19 protein-coding genes and 1 riboswitch are annotated in these 19,736 nt (G+C 37.2%); of the genes, 3 read left to right on the forward strand and 16 right to left on the reverse strand.

Translation table 11 applies throughout. The features are described from left to right. Window positions 1–5: 5 nt before the first annotated feature. From EK17_RS06255 to EK17_RS06325, 16 genes are all read right to left on the reverse strand, one after another. A complete protein-coding gene (locus EK17_RS06255) occupies window positions 6–686 on the reverse strand; it encodes an anaerobic ribonucleoside-triphosphate reductase activating protein (protein ID WP_051904478.1) in 681 nt (226 codons plus the stop codon). Beyond that, window positions 649–2,766, reverse strand: a complete 2,118-nt coding sequence (locus EK17_RS06260) for a ribonucleoside triphosphate reductase (RefSeq protein ID WP_035588745.1) — start codon at window positions 2,764–2,766, stop codon at window positions 649–651. The genes EK17_RS06255 and EK17_RS06260 overlap by 38 nt, the downstream gene beginning before the upstream one ends. Window positions 2,767–2,861: 95 nt before the next feature. After that, window positions 2,862–3,052: riboswitch (cobalamin riboswitch) on the reverse strand. A gap of 29 nt (window positions 3,053–3,081) precedes the next feature. Next, on the reverse strand, window positions 3,082–4,371 hold the full coding sequence (locus tag EK17_RS06265) for an ABC transporter ATP-binding protein (protein ID WP_035588747.1): 1,290 nt from the start codon (window positions 4,369–4,371) through the stop codon (window positions 3,082–3,084). A gap of 7 nt (window positions 4,372–4,378) precedes the next feature. Further along, window positions 4,379–6,037 (reverse strand): ABC transporter permease, encoded by a 1,659-nt coding sequence (locus EK17_RS06270; RefSeq protein WP_198018159.1) that lies wholly within the window; start codon window positions 6,035–6,037, stop codon window positions 4,379–4,381. Window positions 6,038–6,135: 98 nt separating this feature from the next. Next, window positions 6,136–7,047: a glycosyltransferase family protein gene (locus EK17_RS09345; RefSeq protein ID WP_035588753.1), complete on the reverse strand. Its 912-nt coding sequence runs from the start codon at window positions 7,045–7,047 to the stop codon at window positions 6,136–6,138. Next, a complete protein-coding gene (locus EK17_RS09350; protein ID WP_156957531.1) occupies window positions 7,020–7,193 on the reverse strand; it encodes a hypothetical protein in 174 nt (57 codons plus the stop codon). The genes EK17_RS09345 and EK17_RS09350 overlap by 28 nt, the downstream gene beginning before the upstream one ends. A gap of 53 nt (window positions 7,194–7,246) precedes the next feature. Further along, window positions 7,247–7,591, reverse strand: coding sequence for an ArnT family glycosyltransferase (locus EK17_RS09355; RefSeq protein WP_035588755.1), 345 nt, complete (start codon window positions 7,589–7,591; stop codon window positions 7,247–7,249). Window positions 7,592–7,685: 94 nt separating this feature from the next. After that, on the reverse strand, window positions 7,686–8,321 hold the full coding sequence (locus tag EK17_RS06285) for a hypothetical protein (RefSeq protein WP_035588758.1): 636 nt from the start codon (window positions 8,319–8,321) through the stop codon (window positions 7,686–7,688). Further along, window positions 8,311–9,213, reverse strand: coding sequence for an ArsA family ATPase (locus EK17_RS06290; protein WP_051904479.1), 903 nt, complete (start codon window positions 9,211–9,213; stop codon window positions 8,311–8,313). The genes EK17_RS06285 and EK17_RS06290 overlap by 11 nt, the downstream gene beginning before the upstream one ends. Beyond that, complete coding sequence (locus tag EK17_RS06295) at window positions 9,210–9,476, reverse strand: hypothetical protein (protein WP_035588761.1); 267 nt, start codon at window positions 9,474–9,476, stop codon at window positions 9,210–9,212. The genes EK17_RS06290 and EK17_RS06295 overlap by 4 nt, the downstream gene beginning before the upstream one ends. Beyond that, window positions 9,469–11,196 carry a carbon starvation CstA family protein gene (locus EK17_RS06300; RefSeq protein ID WP_035588763.1) on the reverse strand — a complete coding sequence of 576 codons (1,728 nt, stop codon included), beginning with the start codon at window positions 11,194–11,196 and terminating at the stop codon, window positions 9,469–9,471. The genes EK17_RS06295 and EK17_RS06300 overlap by 8 nt, the downstream gene beginning before the upstream one ends. Before the next feature lie 78 nt (window positions 11,197–11,274). Then, on the reverse strand, window positions 11,275–11,985 hold the full coding sequence (gene pgeF / locus EK17_RS09075) for a peptidoglycan editing factor PgeF (protein WP_051904480.1): 711 nt from the start codon (window positions 11,983–11,985) through the stop codon (window positions 11,275–11,277). Beyond that, window positions 11,985–13,244 carry a serine--tRNA ligase gene (gene serS, locus EK17_RS06310; RefSeq protein ID WP_035588766.1) on the reverse strand — a complete coding sequence of 420 codons (1,260 nt, stop codon included), beginning with the start codon at window positions 13,242–13,244 and terminating at the stop codon, window positions 11,985–11,987. Before serS ends, pgeF begins: the two co-directional genes overlap by 1 nt. Beyond that, on the reverse strand, window positions 13,238–14,110 hold the full coding sequence (galU, locus tag EK17_RS06315; RefSeq protein WP_035588768.1) for a UTP--glucose-1-phosphate uridylyltransferase GalU: 873 nt from the start codon (window positions 14,108–14,110) through the stop codon (window positions 13,238–13,240). The genes serS and galU overlap by 7 nt, the downstream gene beginning before the upstream one ends. Further along, window positions 14,094–15,365 (reverse strand): (Fe-S)-binding protein, encoded by a 1,272-nt coding sequence (locus EK17_RS06320; RefSeq protein ID WP_035588770.1) that lies wholly within the window; start codon window positions 15,363–15,365, stop codon window positions 14,094–14,096. Before EK17_RS06320 ends, galU begins: the two co-directional genes overlap by 17 nt. Continuing rightward, window positions 15,366–16,742, reverse strand: coding sequence for an FAD-binding oxidoreductase (locus EK17_RS06325; protein ID WP_035588774.1), 1,377 nt, complete (start codon window positions 16,740–16,742; stop codon window positions 15,366–15,368). Between the two features lie 92 nt (window positions 16,743–16,834). Between EK17_RS06325 and EK17_RS06330 the strand changes: the two genes are divergently transcribed. Genes EK17_RS06330 through ispE form a run of 3 tightly spaced genes read left to right on the forward strand, consistent with a single transcriptional unit; the run spans window position 16,835 to window position 19,727 of the window. After that, window positions 16,835–17,641, forward strand: coding sequence for a purine-nucleoside phosphorylase (locus EK17_RS06330; protein WP_035588776.1), 807 nt, complete (start codon window positions 16,835–16,837; stop codon window positions 17,639–17,641). Further along, window positions 17,638–18,894 carry an amidohydrolase gene (locus EK17_RS06335; RefSeq protein WP_035588778.1) on the forward strand — a complete coding sequence of 419 codons (1,257 nt, stop codon included), beginning with the start codon at window positions 17,638–17,640 and terminating at the stop codon, window positions 18,892–18,894. The genes EK17_RS06330 and EK17_RS06335 overlap by 4 nt, the downstream gene beginning before the upstream one ends. After that, window positions 18,891–19,727 (forward strand): 4-(cytidine 5'-diphospho)-2-C-methyl-D-erythritol kinase, encoded by an 837-nt coding sequence (gene ispE / locus EK17_RS06340; protein ID WP_051904481.1) that lies wholly within the window; start codon window positions 18,891–18,893, stop codon window positions 19,725–19,727. Before EK17_RS06335 ends, ispE begins: the two co-directional genes overlap by 4 nt. The last annotated feature ends 9 nt before the right edge of the window (window positions 19,728–19,736 follow it).

Raw genomic sequence — 19,736 nt, forward strand, 5'->3', positions numbered from 1 at the left:
ACCTCCTATCTTAAAATACATTCATTAACAAATCGCTTTGCAAACATACATAATGCTTCAAGTTCCTTTTCTTTAAACTCGTAAAACTCAAATGAACTATCCAATGTTTTTGTTTTTCTAAAACCCTGAATCGCGTATCTTTTTGCGCCTGAAGCAAGCTCTACAATTTCCTTTAGGTCTTCAGAATCCACAAAACCTTTAATAAATGTAGTTCTAAACTCGTAATCCTGTGCTAAATTTTTGATTATTGCTATGCTTTCTTTGATATTGTCCTGGATTTTTTGTGATTTTGTAACATGATTGTATCTGTTTAGGGCTGCTTTGATGTCCATCGCTATGTAGTCAATTAGGGATTTTTTAAGCAGTGTTTCTATAACTGCTGGGTTTGAGCCATTTGTATCAAGTTTTACCTTAAACCCCATAGATTTTACCTGCTTTATAAAATCTACAAGGTCGGGCTGGAGGGTAGGTTCACCACCCGTTATTACAACGGCTGTTAGTTGACCAGCTCTTGAGCTTAAAAATTCCATTACGGTTTTTTCATCGATTATAGGTGAAGTCTGTTTTACAAGCTCTGGGTTGTGGCAGTAGGGGCATCTAAAATTACAACCCGTCGTAAATATAACGCAGGATAATTCACCTTCATAATCAATGAGCGATAGTTTTTGCAGTCCGCCTATTTTCATTATCCGCCACCTTAAATACTTTTCTTTCAAAAAACTCCTGCTGTTTGCCGTCGTTCCATTGGTTAATGGGCCTTAGATATCCAACGATGCGTGAGTAAACCTCACAGGGTTGTTTGCAGTTTGGGCAGATTGAGTGTTCTCCTGATAGATATCCGCATTGAGGACAAACAGAAAATGTAGGTGTTATTGAAATGTAAGGGAGTCTAAAGTTTTCAAAGGTAGTCCTCAGAAGCTTTTTGAGGCTTTCTGTTGATCTAATTTGCTCGCCAAGAAACATATGCAAAACAGTGCCACCTGTGTAGCTGCATTGCAATTCATCCTGAAGCTGTAAAGCTTCAAATACATCGTCTGTGTAATTAACAGGCAGTTGCGTTGAGTTTGTATAATAAGGTTTTTGCAGGTTTCCCGCTGTGATGATGTCGCCAAATTTTCTTTTATCTATCATTGCCAGTCTATATGATGTGCCTTCTGCGGGAGTGGCTTCTAAATTGTAGTTGTCTTGAGTTTCGGTTTGAAACTCAATAAGCTTTTTTCGCATAAAATTTAAAACCTTTAGTGCAAATGTTTTGCCTTCGGATGAGGCTATGTTGTTTTTGATGGGTTTGAAGTTTAATAAAGCCTCATTCATGCCAACGAGTCCAATTGTTGAGAAGTGGTTTTTCCAGTAAAAGGCAAAACGCTGCTTTATATCCCTTAAATAGAATTTAGAGTAGGGATAAAGACCGCCATCTGTTAGGTTTTCTATCACCTTTCTTTTGATCTGCAGGCTTTCCTTTGCAAGTTCCATAAGGTTTTCCAATCTTTCAAAGAATTCATTTTCTGTCTGGCTTAAGTATCCTATTCTTGTCATGTTTATTGTTACAACGCCTATCGAGCCTGTTAAAGGATTTGCTCCAAATAAACCGCCACCCCGTTTTTTAAGTTCTCTTAAATCAAGACGCAGCCTGCAGCACATAGAACGGGTATCCTCCGGCTTCATATCTGAGTTGATAAAGTTTGCAAAGTAGGAGAGGCCGTATTTTGCCGTTGCCTTCCATATAGGTTCATATTGTGGATTATCCCAGTCAAAATCCTTCGTTATGTTTATGGTTGGAATGGGGAAGGTAAATGGGCGTCCCCTTGCATCCCCTTCCATTGCTACCTCAAAAAATGCCCTATTTATCATTTTTGCCTCTTTTTCAAACTCGCCGTATGTGTGATTTATAAGCTTTCCGCCAATAATTACCGCTTCGTTTTTCATAAACTCTGGAATCTTTAAATCTAATGTAATATTTGTATAAGGTGTTTGAAAGCCCACTCTTGTGGGTATGTTCATGTTAAATAAAAATTCCTGTATGCATTGTTTAACCTCTTTGTAGCTTAGATTGTCTGTTGCAACAAACGGTGCAAGCAGTGTATCGAAATTTGAAAATGCTTGAGCTCCAGCTGCCTCACCCTGCAGTGTATAAAAGAAGTTTACAATATGACCTAAAGCAGTTCTAAAGTGTTTTGCTGGTAGGCTTTCTACTTTGCCTTCTGCGCCCCTAAAACCGCTTATCAGTAAGTCCTTCAAATCCCATCCAACACAATAAGGACCCAAAATACCCAGATCGTGTATATGAAAATCGCCGTTTAAATGGGCCTCTTTAATCGATGAGGGATATATCTTGTTAAGCCAGTATGTTTTTGAAACCGAACTTGAAATGTAGTTATTTAAACCCTGCAAAGAAAAACTCATATTTGAGTTTTCTTTAACCTCCCAATCGGCTTTGTTTAGGTATTTGTCTACCAGATTGATGTCTGCTTTATTCTTTAGTTCTCTTAATTGAGCGTGTTGTTCCCTGTATAGGATGTAGGCTTTTGCTGTTTTTTTGAAAGGGCTGTTTAGAAGAACCTCTTCAACAATATCCTGAATACCCTCAACTGTTGGTGTCTGTTTGAAGTAATCTGATGCAAGGCTTAAGACTTTTAATGTCAGTTTTTCAGCTATTTCTTTACCAAACTCACCTGTGGCTTTGCCTGCTTTTGCAATAGCAGCTGTGATTTTTCCAGCATCAAAATCTACTATACGACCATCCCTTTTTATAATCTTATCAAACACTTTATAATCCTCCTTTATGATTCAAATTGAATTGTAAAAATGTATAAGTGGAGGATTTTTTAAGGTGGGTTAAAACTGTTCATTTTTGAACCTCCCGTTCACTTTTTTGTCGGGTAAGTCTCCTGGCTTGGCTTCATCCTACTTCCCTCACCTTCCCATCAGGCAACCCCTTTTAAAAGGAGCAAAACCTGACAGTGGTTTTTTTGAGGGTTTCGTCAGCCTCACAGTTGCGGGGGCAGCGCCGGATTTTCACCGGACTTCCTTGACCCGACTTCAATAATTATAATGATCCTTAAGAAATTTACAATAAAATTATTAAAATTCCTCCAAATACAGAACTTTTCTTAGGTTATCATATGAGAACAATTCGGCGTATCTACCCCAGTTTATTATTATCCTTATTTGTTTCTGGATTGTGTCCTGAGGAAATTCTTCAGATAGCTTACTTTCAATATAATTTATACTGAGTTGTTTTTTTGGTTGGCTTTTTAGTCTATTAACAATCCACTTTATTAAAGGAATTTTTGTAATCCTTGATGCAAATATCTCTTTTCGTGCAAGGATACTTGCCTCAACAAATGTTTCGCCTAAAGCTGTCAGGAAAATATCGCCACCCTTTATGGTAGCAAAACCCAATAATTCTAAAGCTTCTGTTAGTTCAAATATTTTGTCAAGGTCTTCTATGTGGGCTAAAGATGGGAGTTTGTATATATCAAACCTGTGGTCTTCTGCTTCATTGAGTTTTTCTAAAAGTCCAATAATATCAACAACAAACACATTCGGAAGAAGCCTTGTTTTTCCTTTTTTGCCTGGTTCTGTACCGATCTCTACCTCTTCAGGTTGAGTTTGACCTGCTAAAATTGAGTAAATTTGATCTGTAATCTCAATAAAGGAAGATGATTTTCTGTTGCGTGGATGGGGGAGATTTATGTTTATTATCTTTATAATTCTGCCGGGATTTTTTTCCATTATAACAATTCTGTCTGCCATGAATACAGCCTCTTCTATATTATGGCTGACAAGTAGAATGGTTTTTGTGGATATTTTACCTTCAAGATATAATTCCAGTACCTCACCCCTTAGAGTGTCTGCACTTAATGGATCTAATGCTGAAAAAGGCTCATCCATGCAGAGAATCTCTGGTTTTACAGCAAGAGCCCTTGCAATACCCACTTTCTGCCTCATGCCACCCGAAAGCTCTCTTGGAAATGCGGTTTCAAAACCATCCAGTCCAACTACATCAAGAAGATCTATAGCCAATTTTGATCTTAAAGCTTTATCCTTTATCCCTTTTGCTTCCAGTGCTATTTCAACATTTTGTTGCACGGTCAACCACGGAAATAAAGCAAATGTTTGAAAAATAATACTTGCAAATCTATTTACCCCTTTTAAAGGCTGGCCTTTACATATTACTTCACCTTCTGTGGGTTTTTGAAGGCCGGTAATAATCCTTAAGAGTGTGCTTTTTCCACATCCAGAAGGACCAAGAATAGCCACAAATTCCCTTTCTTTCAAAGAAAGGTTTATGTTTTTTAATGCTGTAAATGACTCGTTCTTTGTTTTGTAGATATGTGTTATATTTTTTAAAGTTAAAATGCTATTCATTATTACCTCAATCAAAATGGTATCGTTTTTCTGCAAGTCTGTAAAGCGGTTTCCATAAAAGTCTATTTATCAAGACAACAGCTAAAATCATAACAATTGTAGATGCAAGAAGTAGTGGATAGTTACCTTTAGCTGTTGAATATGTAATCATTGCACCAATACCGGGAACTTTTATTGTTTTATTGCCAAAATTTACATATTCTGCAACTATTGAGGCGTTCCATGCTCCACCACCTGCTGTAATTACACCTGTGATTATGTATGGAAATAATGCGGGTAGAATCAGGTTTTTCCATTTTTGAAATGTGGAAAGGTTCAATGAGCAAGCTATGTTTTTTAAATCCTCCGGAATTGCAGTTGCACCAGCTATAACATTGAACAATAAATACCATTGCGTGCCCATTAACATCAGAAAGATGCTTGCTGTATTAAGACTTCCGGGAGCTTTGATAAGAATAAGTAATATAACAGGAAAAAGAGCTGTAGCAGGTATACTTGCGGCGAGTTGAATGATAGGCTGTAGCCACTTTGCGAGTTTTGGGTTTGATCCAATAGATACACCTACAGGAATAGTCCACAACAGTGCTATGATTAAAGCTGTAGCCACTCTTAAAAATGTATATAGAAGATCTTTGAATATCTCTAACCATTGATGAATATTTATAAGACTAAGTGTTTTTACCATTTTGAAAACATACCATAAAATTACAATAATAATAATTGACCCTATAAGATAGAGAAATGGGTTTGCTGCTCGTTTTTTTTCTTTTTTAACTTCCTCATAATCCGGTAGCCTTCCTATTATTAAGGGCATAGTTTTGTCTAAAAGGAAATTTAACAGTTTTAAGGCTATCTTTGATTTCAAAAGAATGTTATAAAACCATGAGGTATATTCAAATTCTCCAGTTGTAAGTTGCAGCTTAAATCTTTCAGACCATGCAAGCAAGGGTCTCCAGATAAACTGATCCAGGATTACTATAATTACAATTAAGGTTATAACGCCTGCTATAATGGCATTTAAATCCTTTTTATTTGCAGCCTGTTGTAGATATGAACCTATTCCCGGGAGGATAAAGTTTTTATTTCCTACACTGAAATATTCAGCGGCCATTAAGAAAAACCATCCCCCAGCCCAGCTCATTATACTGTTCCATATAAGGGATATGGAGCCAAAGGGAAGATCAAGATATTTGAACTTTAGCCAGCCATTTATGTTAAATATTTTTGTGGCTTCTTTTAAATCTTTAGGGATTGTTTTTAATGATTGATACCAGCCAAAAGTCATGTTCCATACCTGACTTGTGAAAATAAGGACAATGGATGCAATTTCTGCTGCTATTCTTACGGGAATAAAAACAGATAGACTCAATAGAACAACGGGCAAAAAGGAAAGAATTGGCACGCTTTGAAGCACATCAAGTGTTGGCAAAAGTATCATTTCAGCTATTTTACTGCGTATAGCAAAATAGCCATACAGGATTGTGAATATAAATGATAGAATATAGGCGGCAAACATTCTTGCTGTTGAAAAAACAGCATATATTATCAATGATTTAATAGATAGATTTATATTTAACCTGCCAGTTGATGCGGCATGATTACTTATAAGCTCAACACCTGTGAACAATATGAGGGCAATTGCTATTATTACAATAAAATCAGACAAAATGGAGTTTTGTGAGGAGGTTTGGGTTTTAAAAATAAAATTAAATTTTTTTGTAAACATATTTTCATTATACCTATGTTGATTCAGTTATCAATAAGTTATATTTTTTTTATTAAAGCGAGCTTTTTGCCTTTTCCCCTTCCTGTAAGTATAAGTTTGAATTTAAACGGCAATGTTTTTAAATATTTTTTCTTTGTCAATATAAGATAGTTTTCTGGTAATTTTGATGGATTTTTAAACTCTTTTATGCACTGCCTTGTATAGGCAATAATTGATTGATCGTTTATCCTGTAAAATGTAATGGGGATATGGGTTTGTGTATATGCTATCCAGACTTTTTTTGTAATTCTATATGATTCAAATATGTATAATACGGTAATTAATGTAAGGGTAAGGATGATTGTTTTTATAAAGATGGTTTTAACGGGAATTTCTTTTTTAAGATTAATTAATGAAAGTATTAGAAATCCTGTTGATATTACAGGAATTAATTTATATAGGTGTTGCAGGTAGCAAAAAATGCTCAAACCCGCTGCTATTGTTAACTCAATAATAAAAAATAATAAACCGGCTTTTTTTGTATGGAGCTTATCGGAGTATTTTCCAGCAATTATAGCAATGGGAATAAAAGCTGGCGTCATATAGTAGGGTAATTTATTGGCCGAGATTGAGAAGAAAAGTAATATCCACCCACTCCATAGTAGCAAAAATTTATCTATCGGGTTTTTTAAATTTATATTCGCATACAGTTCTTTTAAGTATGGCCACCACAAATAAATGGCCATTAAAGTTATTGGTATGTAATAAAATATTGAATAGGGATGTTGATGGGCTTCTCCGGTGAACCTTTCGATATTGTGATAGATAAAAAATTTTTTGAAAAATAGAGCCCCGTATAGCCTATACATTTCAATATACCAGGGAGAGCTGATCAGTAAAAATGTTATTATACCCAGTAGATTTTGTAATGATAGAAACTCATTTAAACCAGAGCTTTTTTGACTATCCACAGGTAGAGTAAATATGTAAAACCCATACTAACAATCGCTACCGTACCCTTTGTTAAAAACGCCAAAGCTATAAAAATCCAGCCGATAATATATTTTTCCCTTAAAAAGTAATAGATCCCTGCTGTTTCAAAGAAAATCAGGCTCATATCAGGGTACACTGCTCTGGGTAGGTAGATGAAAAAACCTATACTTAAGTAGGCTATAACGCTGTTGGCTGCAGCTTTTTTATCATTGAATAGGTGGATCTAATCATATATAGGTATAATGCCTCCAATGATCCTGAAATGATGGATAGGATTTTTGCCGCATATTCAATAATGCCAAATGGATTATGACCTGTTTTAAGCATATAATCAACACCAAATAGTTTAAAGGGTACCACTAATTCAAGATAGTAGAAAATAGGTTTATCGAATCTTATATGGCAGTTAAAGAAAGGTATTATATAGTTTGAATGCTCGATCATTCTTAAAGCAGCATCGACATACTTTGGTTCATCGGGAGGGTAAAAAGCTATGTAAAAACTTCCAAGTGAAAAAAACATAACATAAATGTAAATACAAAGATAAAATAGGGGGATCTGAATAATTTCATATTTGCATTATAGAATTCCCTTTAATTAGTTCAAATATTATTAATTAGGTGAAAAGCTTTAAGGATAACTCCTTAAAAGTTGTAACAAGCTTTTCTAATTTTTTATTATCAAATCCGTAAGAGATTAGATTTACATAAACAATGTTATTTTCTGTTGTTATTGCCAGGTGGTTAAAATATTCAAGATCTATTGATTCTATAAATTTCATGAGTTTTTTATTATACGGTTCATTTTCATAGAGGATCTCAAATTCATTATTATTGAATTTTATCGTTTCTTTCTTTAGCTTATCCCTGTTAAAAATTTTTGGTTTGTGCAGGTTAAGCGGGGATTTCTTTATAATGTGGAATTCTTCTTTTGCAGGTTTATTCAGCCAGAAAAGAATTTGAAGTGAATCTTTTCCGCTTGTTAAAAACATAAACGGTAGATAAAGTGCACTCTGTCGGGGAATCAGACGCAAGTTTGCCGTTATTTTTTTAAAACCTTCCACTTTATAGTCTGCAGAAAAACCTAAAACACCACCCAGGTATGTATATAATTGATCTTTTGGTTTGAGTGATTTTTCTAAAGCCTGTGCTATCTCTTTCATGAGTTTAACATTTTTTCTATAGCCAAACAGATACACTACACTTATGATAAAGCTTATTATTATCAGAATAAAAATATATTTAAATGACAAGGTTTAAAAACCTCTCTCCTATTTTTATCAGGCTTTCTATATTTGTTGCATCTCTTATAAATGGAACGGATAATATGGGTTTATCTTTAAATGCTGTTTTTATTTCATCATTTTTTCCCATCAAGCCCTCTTTGTTTAAGATGATAAAGTCGTATTTTATGCTTAGTTGTTCTAAACCCTCTACAATTAGCTTACTTTCATTTAAAGACATTTTATCTTCGTTTAATACTATTGCTATTCTTGTTTGCTCTCTATCCAGTAGGATGTTAATCAAAAAATCAACATATTCTTTCTGAAACCCCAGCTCTTTTAACACTTTGTCGTCTTCTTCGGCAATGGCAAGGTCTTTATCTATAGCATCGGGTTTAATATTGGCAATGGCAGCTCTTTTTGAGATTATCATTTTACGCCATTTGATCAATTTTTCTATCCACATTTTAGATGAAAAGGGCAGGGTAAAAATCTTTAGCATCAAGCCTGTGGGTGGTGTATCAACCACTATATATTCAAAATCGCTATTTTCTTCAATTTTATCCTTTAATGCGTACATGGTAGCGTACTCTTCCATGCCTGGAGAGTGCTTGAGTATGTCAAACATATGTTCAAGATTGATGATTTGTAAGTATTTATAAGTTTCCTTCATTCTCTGCGTTGTCTGGTGGAGGAATTTCTTCAGGTATTTATCTATATCTATCTCTTCTGCGAACAAATTTTTGTAAATATTCGTTTTTGTTTTAAGGGGTGTTTTTGTAATATCCGATATGTTATGCGCTGGGTCTATTGACATCCAATAAACAGTGTGATCTTTGTCAGAAAGGGCGTATGATAAGGCTGCTGAAGATGTGGTTTTACCAACCCCGCCTTTGCCTAAAAAAAATATAATTCTTTTCATATATCACTTAAATCGAAGAATGTTGCTAATTTGTCATCTAAGTCTTCTGATTTTATTATCATGAGTTTGATTTCGTATTCCAAGTAAGGCAAAAGGGCCATCCCCACAAATGTTGGTGGGGATGGCAAGCCCATTAATGAGCCAAACACCACAAGCCCAAAGGTGTTCTCAAGCTCAGAGAGTTCCATCTCTAAAGCAGAAGTTGATTGATCCTTAAAACCCTCCCAGAAGTATTTAAGATTGTTTAAAAATCCTTTAAGCATTTTCTTTTGCTTCAGCACCTATGTTTTTGTCGGGTTTTAAGAAATCAAACATTAAGATGAAGTTTAGAATCAACATTATAACCATAATTGCAGCAAGTATATATCCCTGGATCGGGTTTTTGGCAATTGAGGATGGAACGATTGTTATTAAATACCATATCATTGCTGATGTAACTGTAATCCATAAGAAGATGGCAACACTTAAAATTGACCACGATGGTTTTTTCTGTACTCTCATAACCCAGGCACTAACGGTAAATAAAGCAATAGATGCAAGCATCTGGTTTGCAGCACCAAATGCTGGCCATATAATTTTCCATTCGCCACTCCAGGCAAGGGCTATTCCAATGGCAGCAGGAATGATGGATGCTACCCATTTGTTTGTGAAGAAATCATAGACGCCTCTTGCTGAATCTTTAATGGGTTCGAGTATTTCAGTAAATGTGTAACGTGCAAGCCTGTTTGTTGTATCCAGTGTTGTCATGGCAAACGATGCAACCCACATGGCCGCAAGTATTATCATAAATACTTTGGGAATACCAAGCACTCCATAAACTACTGTTGCATAAGATTTGGCAAAAACACCTACAGGACCGCCAGAGGATTTCATAATATGAAGATAGTTATTTCCAAATGCCTGAGGATCTGTAAGGAAATTTGCCTGACCGCTGTGTAGTATGCCTGCACCTGCGATACCTATTGAAAGAACAACTAATGTGGATAAAAACCCCTCTGTAAGCATGCCACCATAACCTATGAACAATCCCTCTACTTCCTCTGAAAGCTGTTTTGAGCTTGTACCGCTTGCAACAAGGGCATGGAAGCCGCTCAAAGAACCGCATGCAATAATTAATGGGATTGTAGGCCAGAACGGTGATGCTTTGCCTCCTATAATTGGCGGTGAAAACATTGTTGTTGCAGGTATTGCCATGGGTTTAAATGCAAAAACAACCGCTATACCACCAATGAGTAAACCTGCAACAAGCAGCCATGCGTTCATGTAATCCCTGGGTTGAAGTAGAATGTTAACAGGTAGTGCAGCTGCTATGATGATATAGAAGAAAAATACAACCATCCAGATTTTATATGCAGCGTGTGTCGGGAATTTTACTGCCAGATAGATTGATACAGCAAGCAGAGCAATAGCCAGAAGCGTAGAAATTGAAAATGGAGCCTTGAGTTTGTACATAACATACCCTAAGATTATAGCAAAGATTACTTGCAAAATATATGCTGTTGGTACAGCCGGTTGTTTGACAAAAATCATACCCAATACAGCTCCAAATGCCGCAACGACCAGAATCAATACAAAAAAGATAAACCAGGCGAAAATGTAGGAAGTCCTTTTTTTAATGACCTTGCCTGCAACCCATTGAACCGAGTGTCCGTCGTATCTAACTGAACTCATCAATGATAAATAATCATGAACAGCACCAATAAGTACATTGCCAAACCAAATCCATAAAATAGCGGGTAGCCATCCCCAGGCAAGTGCTATAACAGGTCCTACAATCGGTGCTGCGCCTGCAATGGATGCAAAGTGATGACCAAATAAAACATACTTGTTGGCAGGAACAAAGTCGGTGCCATCGTAAAGCCTTTTTGCAGGAACATCTCTTTCAGATTTTCCCACAACCGATTTTTGAAGATACTTGCCGTATCCAAAATACGCTATGATATATACGGCAAGGCCAATTAAAATGAGAGCAGTTGAACTCATACCTCACCTCCCCAAAATAATTAACTAAACATATGCTAACACTTAATTTATATTTGTCAAACTTTTTAATGAATATTATCAGGATGTTATTTTTATTATTCCGCCGATATGCCTGCCACAGATTTTGTCTCTTCTATATGAAAAGAAGGCTTTATTTTCAAAAGTGCATATAGATAAATCCCTGATATTTTCTTTCTTCAAACCCTTTTTTATGAATTGATCTATGTTTACACTTGACAGGTTTAAATATAGTTTTGAATCCTGCTTTATGATATAGCCTTTGAATTTTGCCGCAACATCCTCTTTGACCTCGTAGCAGTTATGACAGATATGCGGACCGATGGAAACCAATATATCCTTAGGATTTGAACCGTAGCTTATAAAGATGTCGATAGCTTTTTCAGCAATCTTTAGAAAACTACCCCTCCAGCCTGCATGGATTGCCATAATCATACCGGTTTTTTTATCAAGTAAGGCTATGGGCAGACAGTCTGCAAACTTTATTGCAAGAAACACGCCAGTTTTGAAGGTGTATATGCCGTCTGCATCCTCACAGGCAGGATATTCAACAATTTTTGATGAATGGACCTGGTTGACTGTGGCTATAACATCGGCGTTTATCGTTTTTGAGACGATTTTTAAGTTCTCATTGATGTTTGTAGGGCTATCGCCCACGCTAAAGCTAAAATTCAACTCATCAAATGGTGGGCTGCTTACACCTCCGTATCTATTGAAAAACACACATCGGGCATTGAAATCAAGAAACCTTACATCCTCAACAAAACCCATTAACCGATCCTGTCTTTGCCAAAATACGGAATTAAAGCCTCGGGTATTTTTATCGAGCCATCCTTCTGCTGATAATTTTCTAAAATTGCCACAAGGCATCTACCAACAGCTACACCTGATCCGTTCAATGTATGCGGAAGAAATGTTTTTTTGTTTTTGCCTTTAACTTTGATGTTGGCTCTTCTTGCCTGAAAATCCCTTGTATTGGAGCATGATGAAATCTCTCTGTAGCGTCCCTGTCCTGGCAGCCACACCTCTATATCGTATGTTTTGGCAGCCGAAAATCCAATATCGCCGCTTGATAGAACAACAACCCTGTATGGCAGACCTAAAAGTTTCAAAACCTCCTCTGCATGCGATGTTAACTCCTCAAGCGCCTCTGCTGATTTCTGCGGTGCTGTAAACTGTACAAGCTCAACTTTGTTGAATTGATGCTGCCTTATTATACCCTTTACATCCTTGCCGTAGCTACCGGCCTCTTTTCTAAAACAGGCGGTGTAGGCAACATATTTAATCGGCAACTCTTCCTCTTTGAGTTTTTCTTCCCTGTGGAGGTTTACAAGTGGCACCTCAGCAGTAGGTATCAGGTATTGACCGTCGGTTTCGTATGTCTCTTCTATGAATTTGGGAAATTGACCTGTGCCCTCCATAACCTCGTAGTTTACTATATATGGCGGTATGATTTCTTTGTAACCGTGTTTTTGTGTGTGCAAATCAAGCATAAAGTTTATCAGTGCTCTTTCAAGCTTTGCTCCGTCACCTTTGTAGACCACAAATCTTGAACCGGATAATTTGGCAGCCCGCTCAAAATCCAATATATCAAGCTCAGCTGCAAGTTCATAATGCTCTTTTGGCTTAAAATCAAACTGTGGTATATCTCCAACCCTTCTGATTTCTATATTAAACGATTCATCCTTACCCACTGGAACATCATCATCAAGTAGATTGGGCACAAGTAGCCATCTCTTCATAAATTGATCTTTTAGATTTTTGTAATCCTTCTGCAGAATTTCTATTTCATCTAAAACGGTTTTGCTTTCTTTTAAGAGTTCTTCAACATTTTCGCCTTTTGCCTTTTTTCTTCCTATCTCTTTGGAGATACTGTTTCTTTTTGCTAATGCTTCATCCAACTGAGCCTTTTTTGCTCTAACTTTTTTGTCAAGCTCAATCAAGCCATCCACATCTATGTCGGAGAAACGTTTTTGCAGGTTTTCTTTTAAGATTTCAGGATTCTTTCTCAATATTGCTAAATCTAACATCCTATCACCTCATGCAGGTAATTCTTAAATTCTCCGTTTATCTGTTTATCTTTTAATGCAAACTCCACTGTCGCTTTTAAAAACCCCATTTTGCTTCCGCAGTCAAACCTATTTCCCTCCAGTACTTTGCCGTATATAACCTCTTTTTTGGATAGAGAAGCTATTGCATCTGTCAGCTGAATCTCTCCTCCTCTACCCACAGCTGTTTTTTGTAGCTCATCGAATATAGCTGGTGTAAAAATATATCTTCCAATTATTGCTGTGTTGCCTGGTGCTTCCTCTTTTTTTGGTTTTTCAACGAATGTCTCAAGCCTGAATAGGTTTTTTTCCACCTCTTTTCCTGCAACAATGCCGTAGTTTGAAACATCTTCGGGTTTTACAACCTCAAGACCTATTACGCTGCAGTGATATCTATTATATACCTCAACAAGCTGAGCTGTGCCGCTTTTTTGAGCTTCTATAACATCATCAGCTAAGATAACGGCAAACGGTTCATCACCCACAACATCCTTAGCCCTCAATACGGCATGGCCAAGACCTTTGGGTTCTTTCTGTCTTATGTATACAAAATCAGCCATATCACTGATTTTTCTCAATTCTTCAATGAGATCTTCTTTTCCCTGATATTTCAGATGATACTCAAGCTCAAATGATATGTCGAAATAATCCTCAATCGCCCTTTTTCCCCTACCTGTTACGAATATTATCTGCTCCACCCCTGCTTCAATAGCATCCTCAACGGCATAGTGAATTAATGGTTTATCAACAAGTGGTAGCATCTCTTTTGAGGATGACTTTGTAGCAGGTAAAAATCTTGTGCCAAAACCGGCCACAGGTAGAACAGCCTTTTTAACCTTTTTTGACATAATTAGCCTCCATTGCCATATCGATTATCTCAACTGTATGCAAAACCCTTATATTTTCATGTCCGTTGCGCTTTAGCATATCCGATAACTGCATAATACAGGCGCTGCAGCCTGTTATTAGATGATCGGCGTTTGAATTTAAAATGTTGTTGAGTTTTCGTGTTGCAATTTTAAACGATGTGTCGGGGTAGTCTATGCTGAATGTGCCACCGTTTCCGCAACACCTATCGGCTTCTTTCATCTCCTTAAATAGTGTTGATTGTTTTAAGAAAGCCCTTGGTTCATCTTTGATTTTCTGTGTTCTTTTTAAATGGCATGGGTCGTGGTAGGTGGTTTTTATATTTAACCTGCCCATTTTTTTCAAAAGATCTGTATGATCGTATAGAAACTTTACAGGGTCTATGATTTTTTTTGATATATTTTTTGCTCGCTCTTCCCATTTGCTTTCTTTTAAGTAGATAAAAAGCTTTTCGTAATCGTGTTTGATGGTGCTTGCACAGGTGGGCTCAAGCACAATAATAAAATCCACATCCAATTCTTCGAATCGTTTTATGTTTGCTCTGGCAAGATATGCAGCATCTTTAAAATTGCCTGAAAAATAAACAGGTGCGCCGCAGCAGAGTTGTTTTGGGTCAACAAGGTAGCCGATGTTTAATCGATTTAAAATCCTTATAAACGCATCGCCTATCTCTGTGTAGGTATAGTTTATTAAACAACCGGGAAAAACTGCCACAGAAGCTTTCTTTTTATTTGTTGCATATTTTTCTAAAAATGTTTTTTTGGACAGATGAGGCAGGGTTTTACCTTTTGGTAGAGGTTTTGTGTTAAAACGAGATACAAGTGATTCCCTCGGTAGTTGTGTTTTTGAAAATACAACGCCTGAAAAGAAGTTTGCGCTTTTAAAGGTAAAATCCATCAATGTTCTGCTTTTTAGCACCTTTGCCATGATTTTTTTGTATGTTGCAAGTCCATGTTTTTTTATAACCTCATGACGGGCTATTTCCACAATCAGGTCTGTTTGAGAGTTATTGGGGCATGCCTCTACACAGGTTGTGCACAGCAGACATTTATACAGATAATCCTTTGCCGTTTCTTCTTTAAAGTCTATATTGCCTTTGACAAGCTCGCTGAGAAGCGTGATATGGCCTCTGGCTACATAGGCTTCATTTTTCTCTTCTTTGAATACGGGACAGACGCTTCTGCATATGCCGCATTTGACGCAGGATTCCCAGGTTTCCTTTAATCTTTTATCCATCTAAAGCCCCATTTTGCCCGGATTTATTATGTTTAGTGGGTCAAAGGCCTGTTTTATTTTTCTAAGCAGTTCAAGCTGGGTTTTGCCAAGTTGAGCCTCAATGTAGTTGGCTTTTGTTATGCCAACACCATGCTCACCTGTTATAGAACCACCCAACCTTAATGTTTCTTTAAACACCTCATCCATCGCCTTAAAAGCTCTTTTTGTCTCATCTTTGCTGTCTTTGTGATACATAATGTTCACATGGATATTACCATCCCCTGCATGACCAAAGTTTATTATAGGTAAAGCATATTTTTTTGATATCTGCTGTAGAATTTCGATCATATCTGCAAGATAAGCTACAGGAACAACAATATCTTCATTGAGCTTTCCATCTGCGATTCGTTTAAGCGTGGGTGAGATTGTTCTTCTTGCAAACCAGATCTCCTCTTCCTCTTTAGGGTTTTGTGCAATCTTAAATCCTATTACGCTTGAGTTTTTTTTTGATAGTGTTTCTATTGATTTTGTGGCAAACTCCACCTCAGCCTCTGTTCCATCAACCTCTAAGATTAATATTGCATCGGCATCGGGTAGGTTAACGCCTGTTGCGTCCCTGACTGTTTCTATGGCGAATCTATCAACAAACTCAATCGATGTAGGTAGAACCCCCTCAAGCAGGATTTTATTAACCATGGCTGCTGCCTCTTTCATTTTATCAAAGATCAGTTGCATGGTCTTTTTTGCCGGTGGTATGGGAAATAGTTTAAGGAGGGCTTTTGTGATTATAGCCAGTGTGCCTTCACTCCCAACAATCAAAGAGGTTAAATCGTATCCAGCCACATCTTTGATGTTTTTTGAGCCGGTTTTTATAATGCTGCCATCATAGAGAACTATCTCAAGGCCTTTGACCCAATCCTTTGTTGTGCCGTATTTTACAGCTCTTGGACCACCTGCATTTTCTGCAATATTGCCACCGATTGTAGAAAACTTCCAGCTTGAAGGGTCAGGCGGAAAAAAAAGGCCATAAGGCTTTAAATATTCCTGAAGGTCGTAGTTTACAATGCCAGCCTCCACCCAGATCATCATATTATCTTTGTCAAACTCTATTATTCTATCCATTTTTTCAAGCGACAGGCATATACCACCTTTGACATTCAAAGCTCCACCGGTAAATCCGCTGCCCCACCCCCTTGCAACCACAGGGATTTTGTATTTTGAGGCTATTTTCATTATTTGAGAAACCTCCCCGCTATCCTCTGGCAAAGCAACAACATCGGGCAGGTAGATATTTTGTGTGGCATCATAGCCGTATTGAACAAGGCTTAATTTATCAGTCAGACATCTGTCTTTAAGAAGCTGTTTGAGCTTTTTGACTGCTGCATTGACTTTCAACATAGCTGCATTATACGAAATTGGATAGTTCAAATAAAGGCTTTTTGTTGATAGAAATCTTCCCCGTTGCTATACTTTTCAAAAAGGGGGTGGCTATGTTTGATAAATTAAAAAAAGCGGCTGATTTTATAAAGGAAAAAGCTGGTATAATTGATATTGTTGTTGTTGGTGGTACAGGCGTTGAGCTTTCTTTGGAAGCAGAAGAAGTTGCTAAGATCAATTATGCTGATATCCCCTTTCTGCCAACGCCAACCGTTAAATCCCATAAAGGTTTTTTGCAGATTTTTAAAAAGGGCAATAAAACGGTTTGTGTTGCCAATGGCAGGTTTCACTACTATGAGGGTTATTCGATGGATGAGGTTGTGTTTTTGGTTAGAGCCCTAAAACTTGCAGGAGCTGATCTATTTTTTTTGACAAACGCTGCAGGTGGCCTAAACCCGCTCTTTAAAAAGGGTGATTTGATGGTTGTTGTTGATCATATCAATTTTATGGGTATAAATCCTCTGCGGGGTAGAAATTTAGAAGAGTTGGGTGAGCGTTTTCCCGATATGAGTGAGCCTTACAGCAAAAAGCATATTGAAATTATAAAGAAATGTGCTTTAAAGAACAAAATAGAACTTAAAGAGGGGGTTTATGTTACAGTAAGCGGTCCTTCAATGGAAACACCGGCAGAAACAAGGATGTTGAGGATGATTGGTGCAGATGCCGTTGGTATGTCGACTGTGCCAGAGGTTATAGCTCTAAACCATGCAGGATGCAATGTTGTGGCTGTTAGCATCATCACAAATGAAAACAGACCCGATTGCATGGAAAAAGCACCGCTTGATGAGGTGATTAAGGCAGCATCTTCGGCAAGTTTAAGGTTGAGCAGACTGATTGACTGTTTTGTGGAGGCTATATGAGTTTGCTTATAAAGAATGGTTATCTGATAGGTGGCAAAAAGGATGGGATTTACGATATCGTTGTCGAAAAAAACAGAATTGCAAGAATCGATAAATCGATTGAGGGTGATTTTGATGAGGTTATAGATGCAAACAACTGCCTTGTTATGCCCACATTTTGCAACGCCCATACTCATCTTGCAATGAGTTTATTCAGGGGGCTTGCTGATGATTTGAGTCTTATTGAGTGGTTAACAAAGCATATATTTCCTGCAGAGGCTGAATTTGTCAATAAAGAGATGGTTTATATCTGCTCTAAATTTTCTATGCTTGAGCTTATTGCAAGCGGTAGCGGTTGTTTTTCTGATATGTATTTTTTTGAAGAGGAGGTTGCAAAAGCAGCACTTGAGGTTGGCATAAGGGGTGTTATTGCAGAAGGTATTGTAGATTTTCCTTCACCCAGTTGCAAAAATGCTGATGAGGCTATAGCAAAAACAAAATCGCTAAAAAGGGAATTTAAAAACGAGGGTTTGATAAAAGTAGCCTATGCTCCACATTCCACCTATACGCTTTCTTTTGAAAGTTTAAAAAAGATCGCTTTAGAGATCGATGAAGATGATATAATTCACATTCATTTAAACGAAAGTGATGGAGAGATACAGCAGGTGTTATCTGAAAAGAAAAAAAGGCCGCTTGATGTGCTTGAGGAGGTGGGGTTGCTTTTGCCCAATACATTTTTAGCTCACAGCGTAAAAACAACAAAAGAAGAGATTAAAAGAATAAAGGCAGCTAAAGCAAAGATTATCCATGTGCCACAGAGCAATTTTAAGCTCTCAAGCGGTATTGCGCCTGTGTGTGATTTTTTAAAAAGCGGAGTAGAAGTATATCTTGGAACAGATGGGCAGGCAAGCAACAACAACCTTGATATGGTTGAGGAGATGCGTTTTGCCTCGCTGGTTCAAAAGGTTAAATACGATGAAAAATCGCTAAATGCAAAAACCACTTTTTCTATAGCAATAAAATCGCTTTTTGAAAGAGATCGGTTGGTTGAGGGTGCATTGGCCGATATAGCGATAGTTTCGCTGGATAGCTTTGAAGCTGTGCCGATGTATAATCCATACTCGTTTGTTGTCTATGCGATGAATTCAAGAAGCATCAGGGATGTGATTATCGATGGAGAGATTGTTTATAGAAACAGGGAGTTTGTAAAGATTGATGCCAACGAGGTAGCCTTTGAGGTTAAAAAATTAGCAAAGAAGGTGGCTAACCGTTGATTGTTAAATCATACGCAAAGATAAATACTCTGCTTTATGTTCTGGGTAAGAGGAATGACGGTTATCATGAGATTTTTACGCTTATGCATAAAATCGATTTACATGATGTCATCGAGATAAAAAAAACCTCATATGGCATCGATATAAAAACGACAATCGATGAATTGAATGATTCCAAAAATCTGGCATACAGGGCTGCAGAGCTTTTTTTTGAAACAACCAGGATAAAAAGCGGTGTGAGAATAGAGATAGAAAAGCATATACCAATTGGCGGTGGGCTTGGTGGTGGAAGCTCCAATGCAGCTTATACCCTTAAAAGCCTCAATGAGATGTTTGGTTTTCCTTTAAATAAAAAGGAGTTGTTCAAACTCGGTGCTAATCTGGGTAGTGATGTGGCTTTCTTTATTGAAGATGGTAGCTGTATTGCCACAGGCAGAGGGGAAAAGATAAAAAGACTGAATTGCGACTATGGTGATTTTAAGGTGGCTTTAGTTGTTCCAGATATCTCGATTTCAACGGCTTTTGTTTACAAAAATTTGAGGTTGACAAACCATACAGGCTTCAATAAAATTGCAACTACGGTTGAAGATGGCTGCAGCATTGAGTTTTTAAAGAGCCGTCTTTACAACGATTTAGAGGCTGTTGTGCTTGAAAAATTTGATCTTTTAAAAACAATTAAGGAAACATTGGTTGAATTAGCGGGTAATGGTTTGGTTTCTGGTAGTGGTTCGGCAGTATTTTCAATTATCAATTCGGAGGTGCAGCAGGAAAGATTGGCAGAAACATTTGGTGGAATGGGTTTAAACTTTAAAACTTTCAATTTCGTGGAGTGAGAGGTAAGA

The sequence above is a fragment of the Hippea jasoniae genome (assembly GCF_000744435.1).
Taxonomy (GTDB): domain Bacteria; phylum Campylobacterota_A; class Desulfurellia; order Desulfurellales; family Hippeaceae; genus Hippea; species Hippea jasoniae.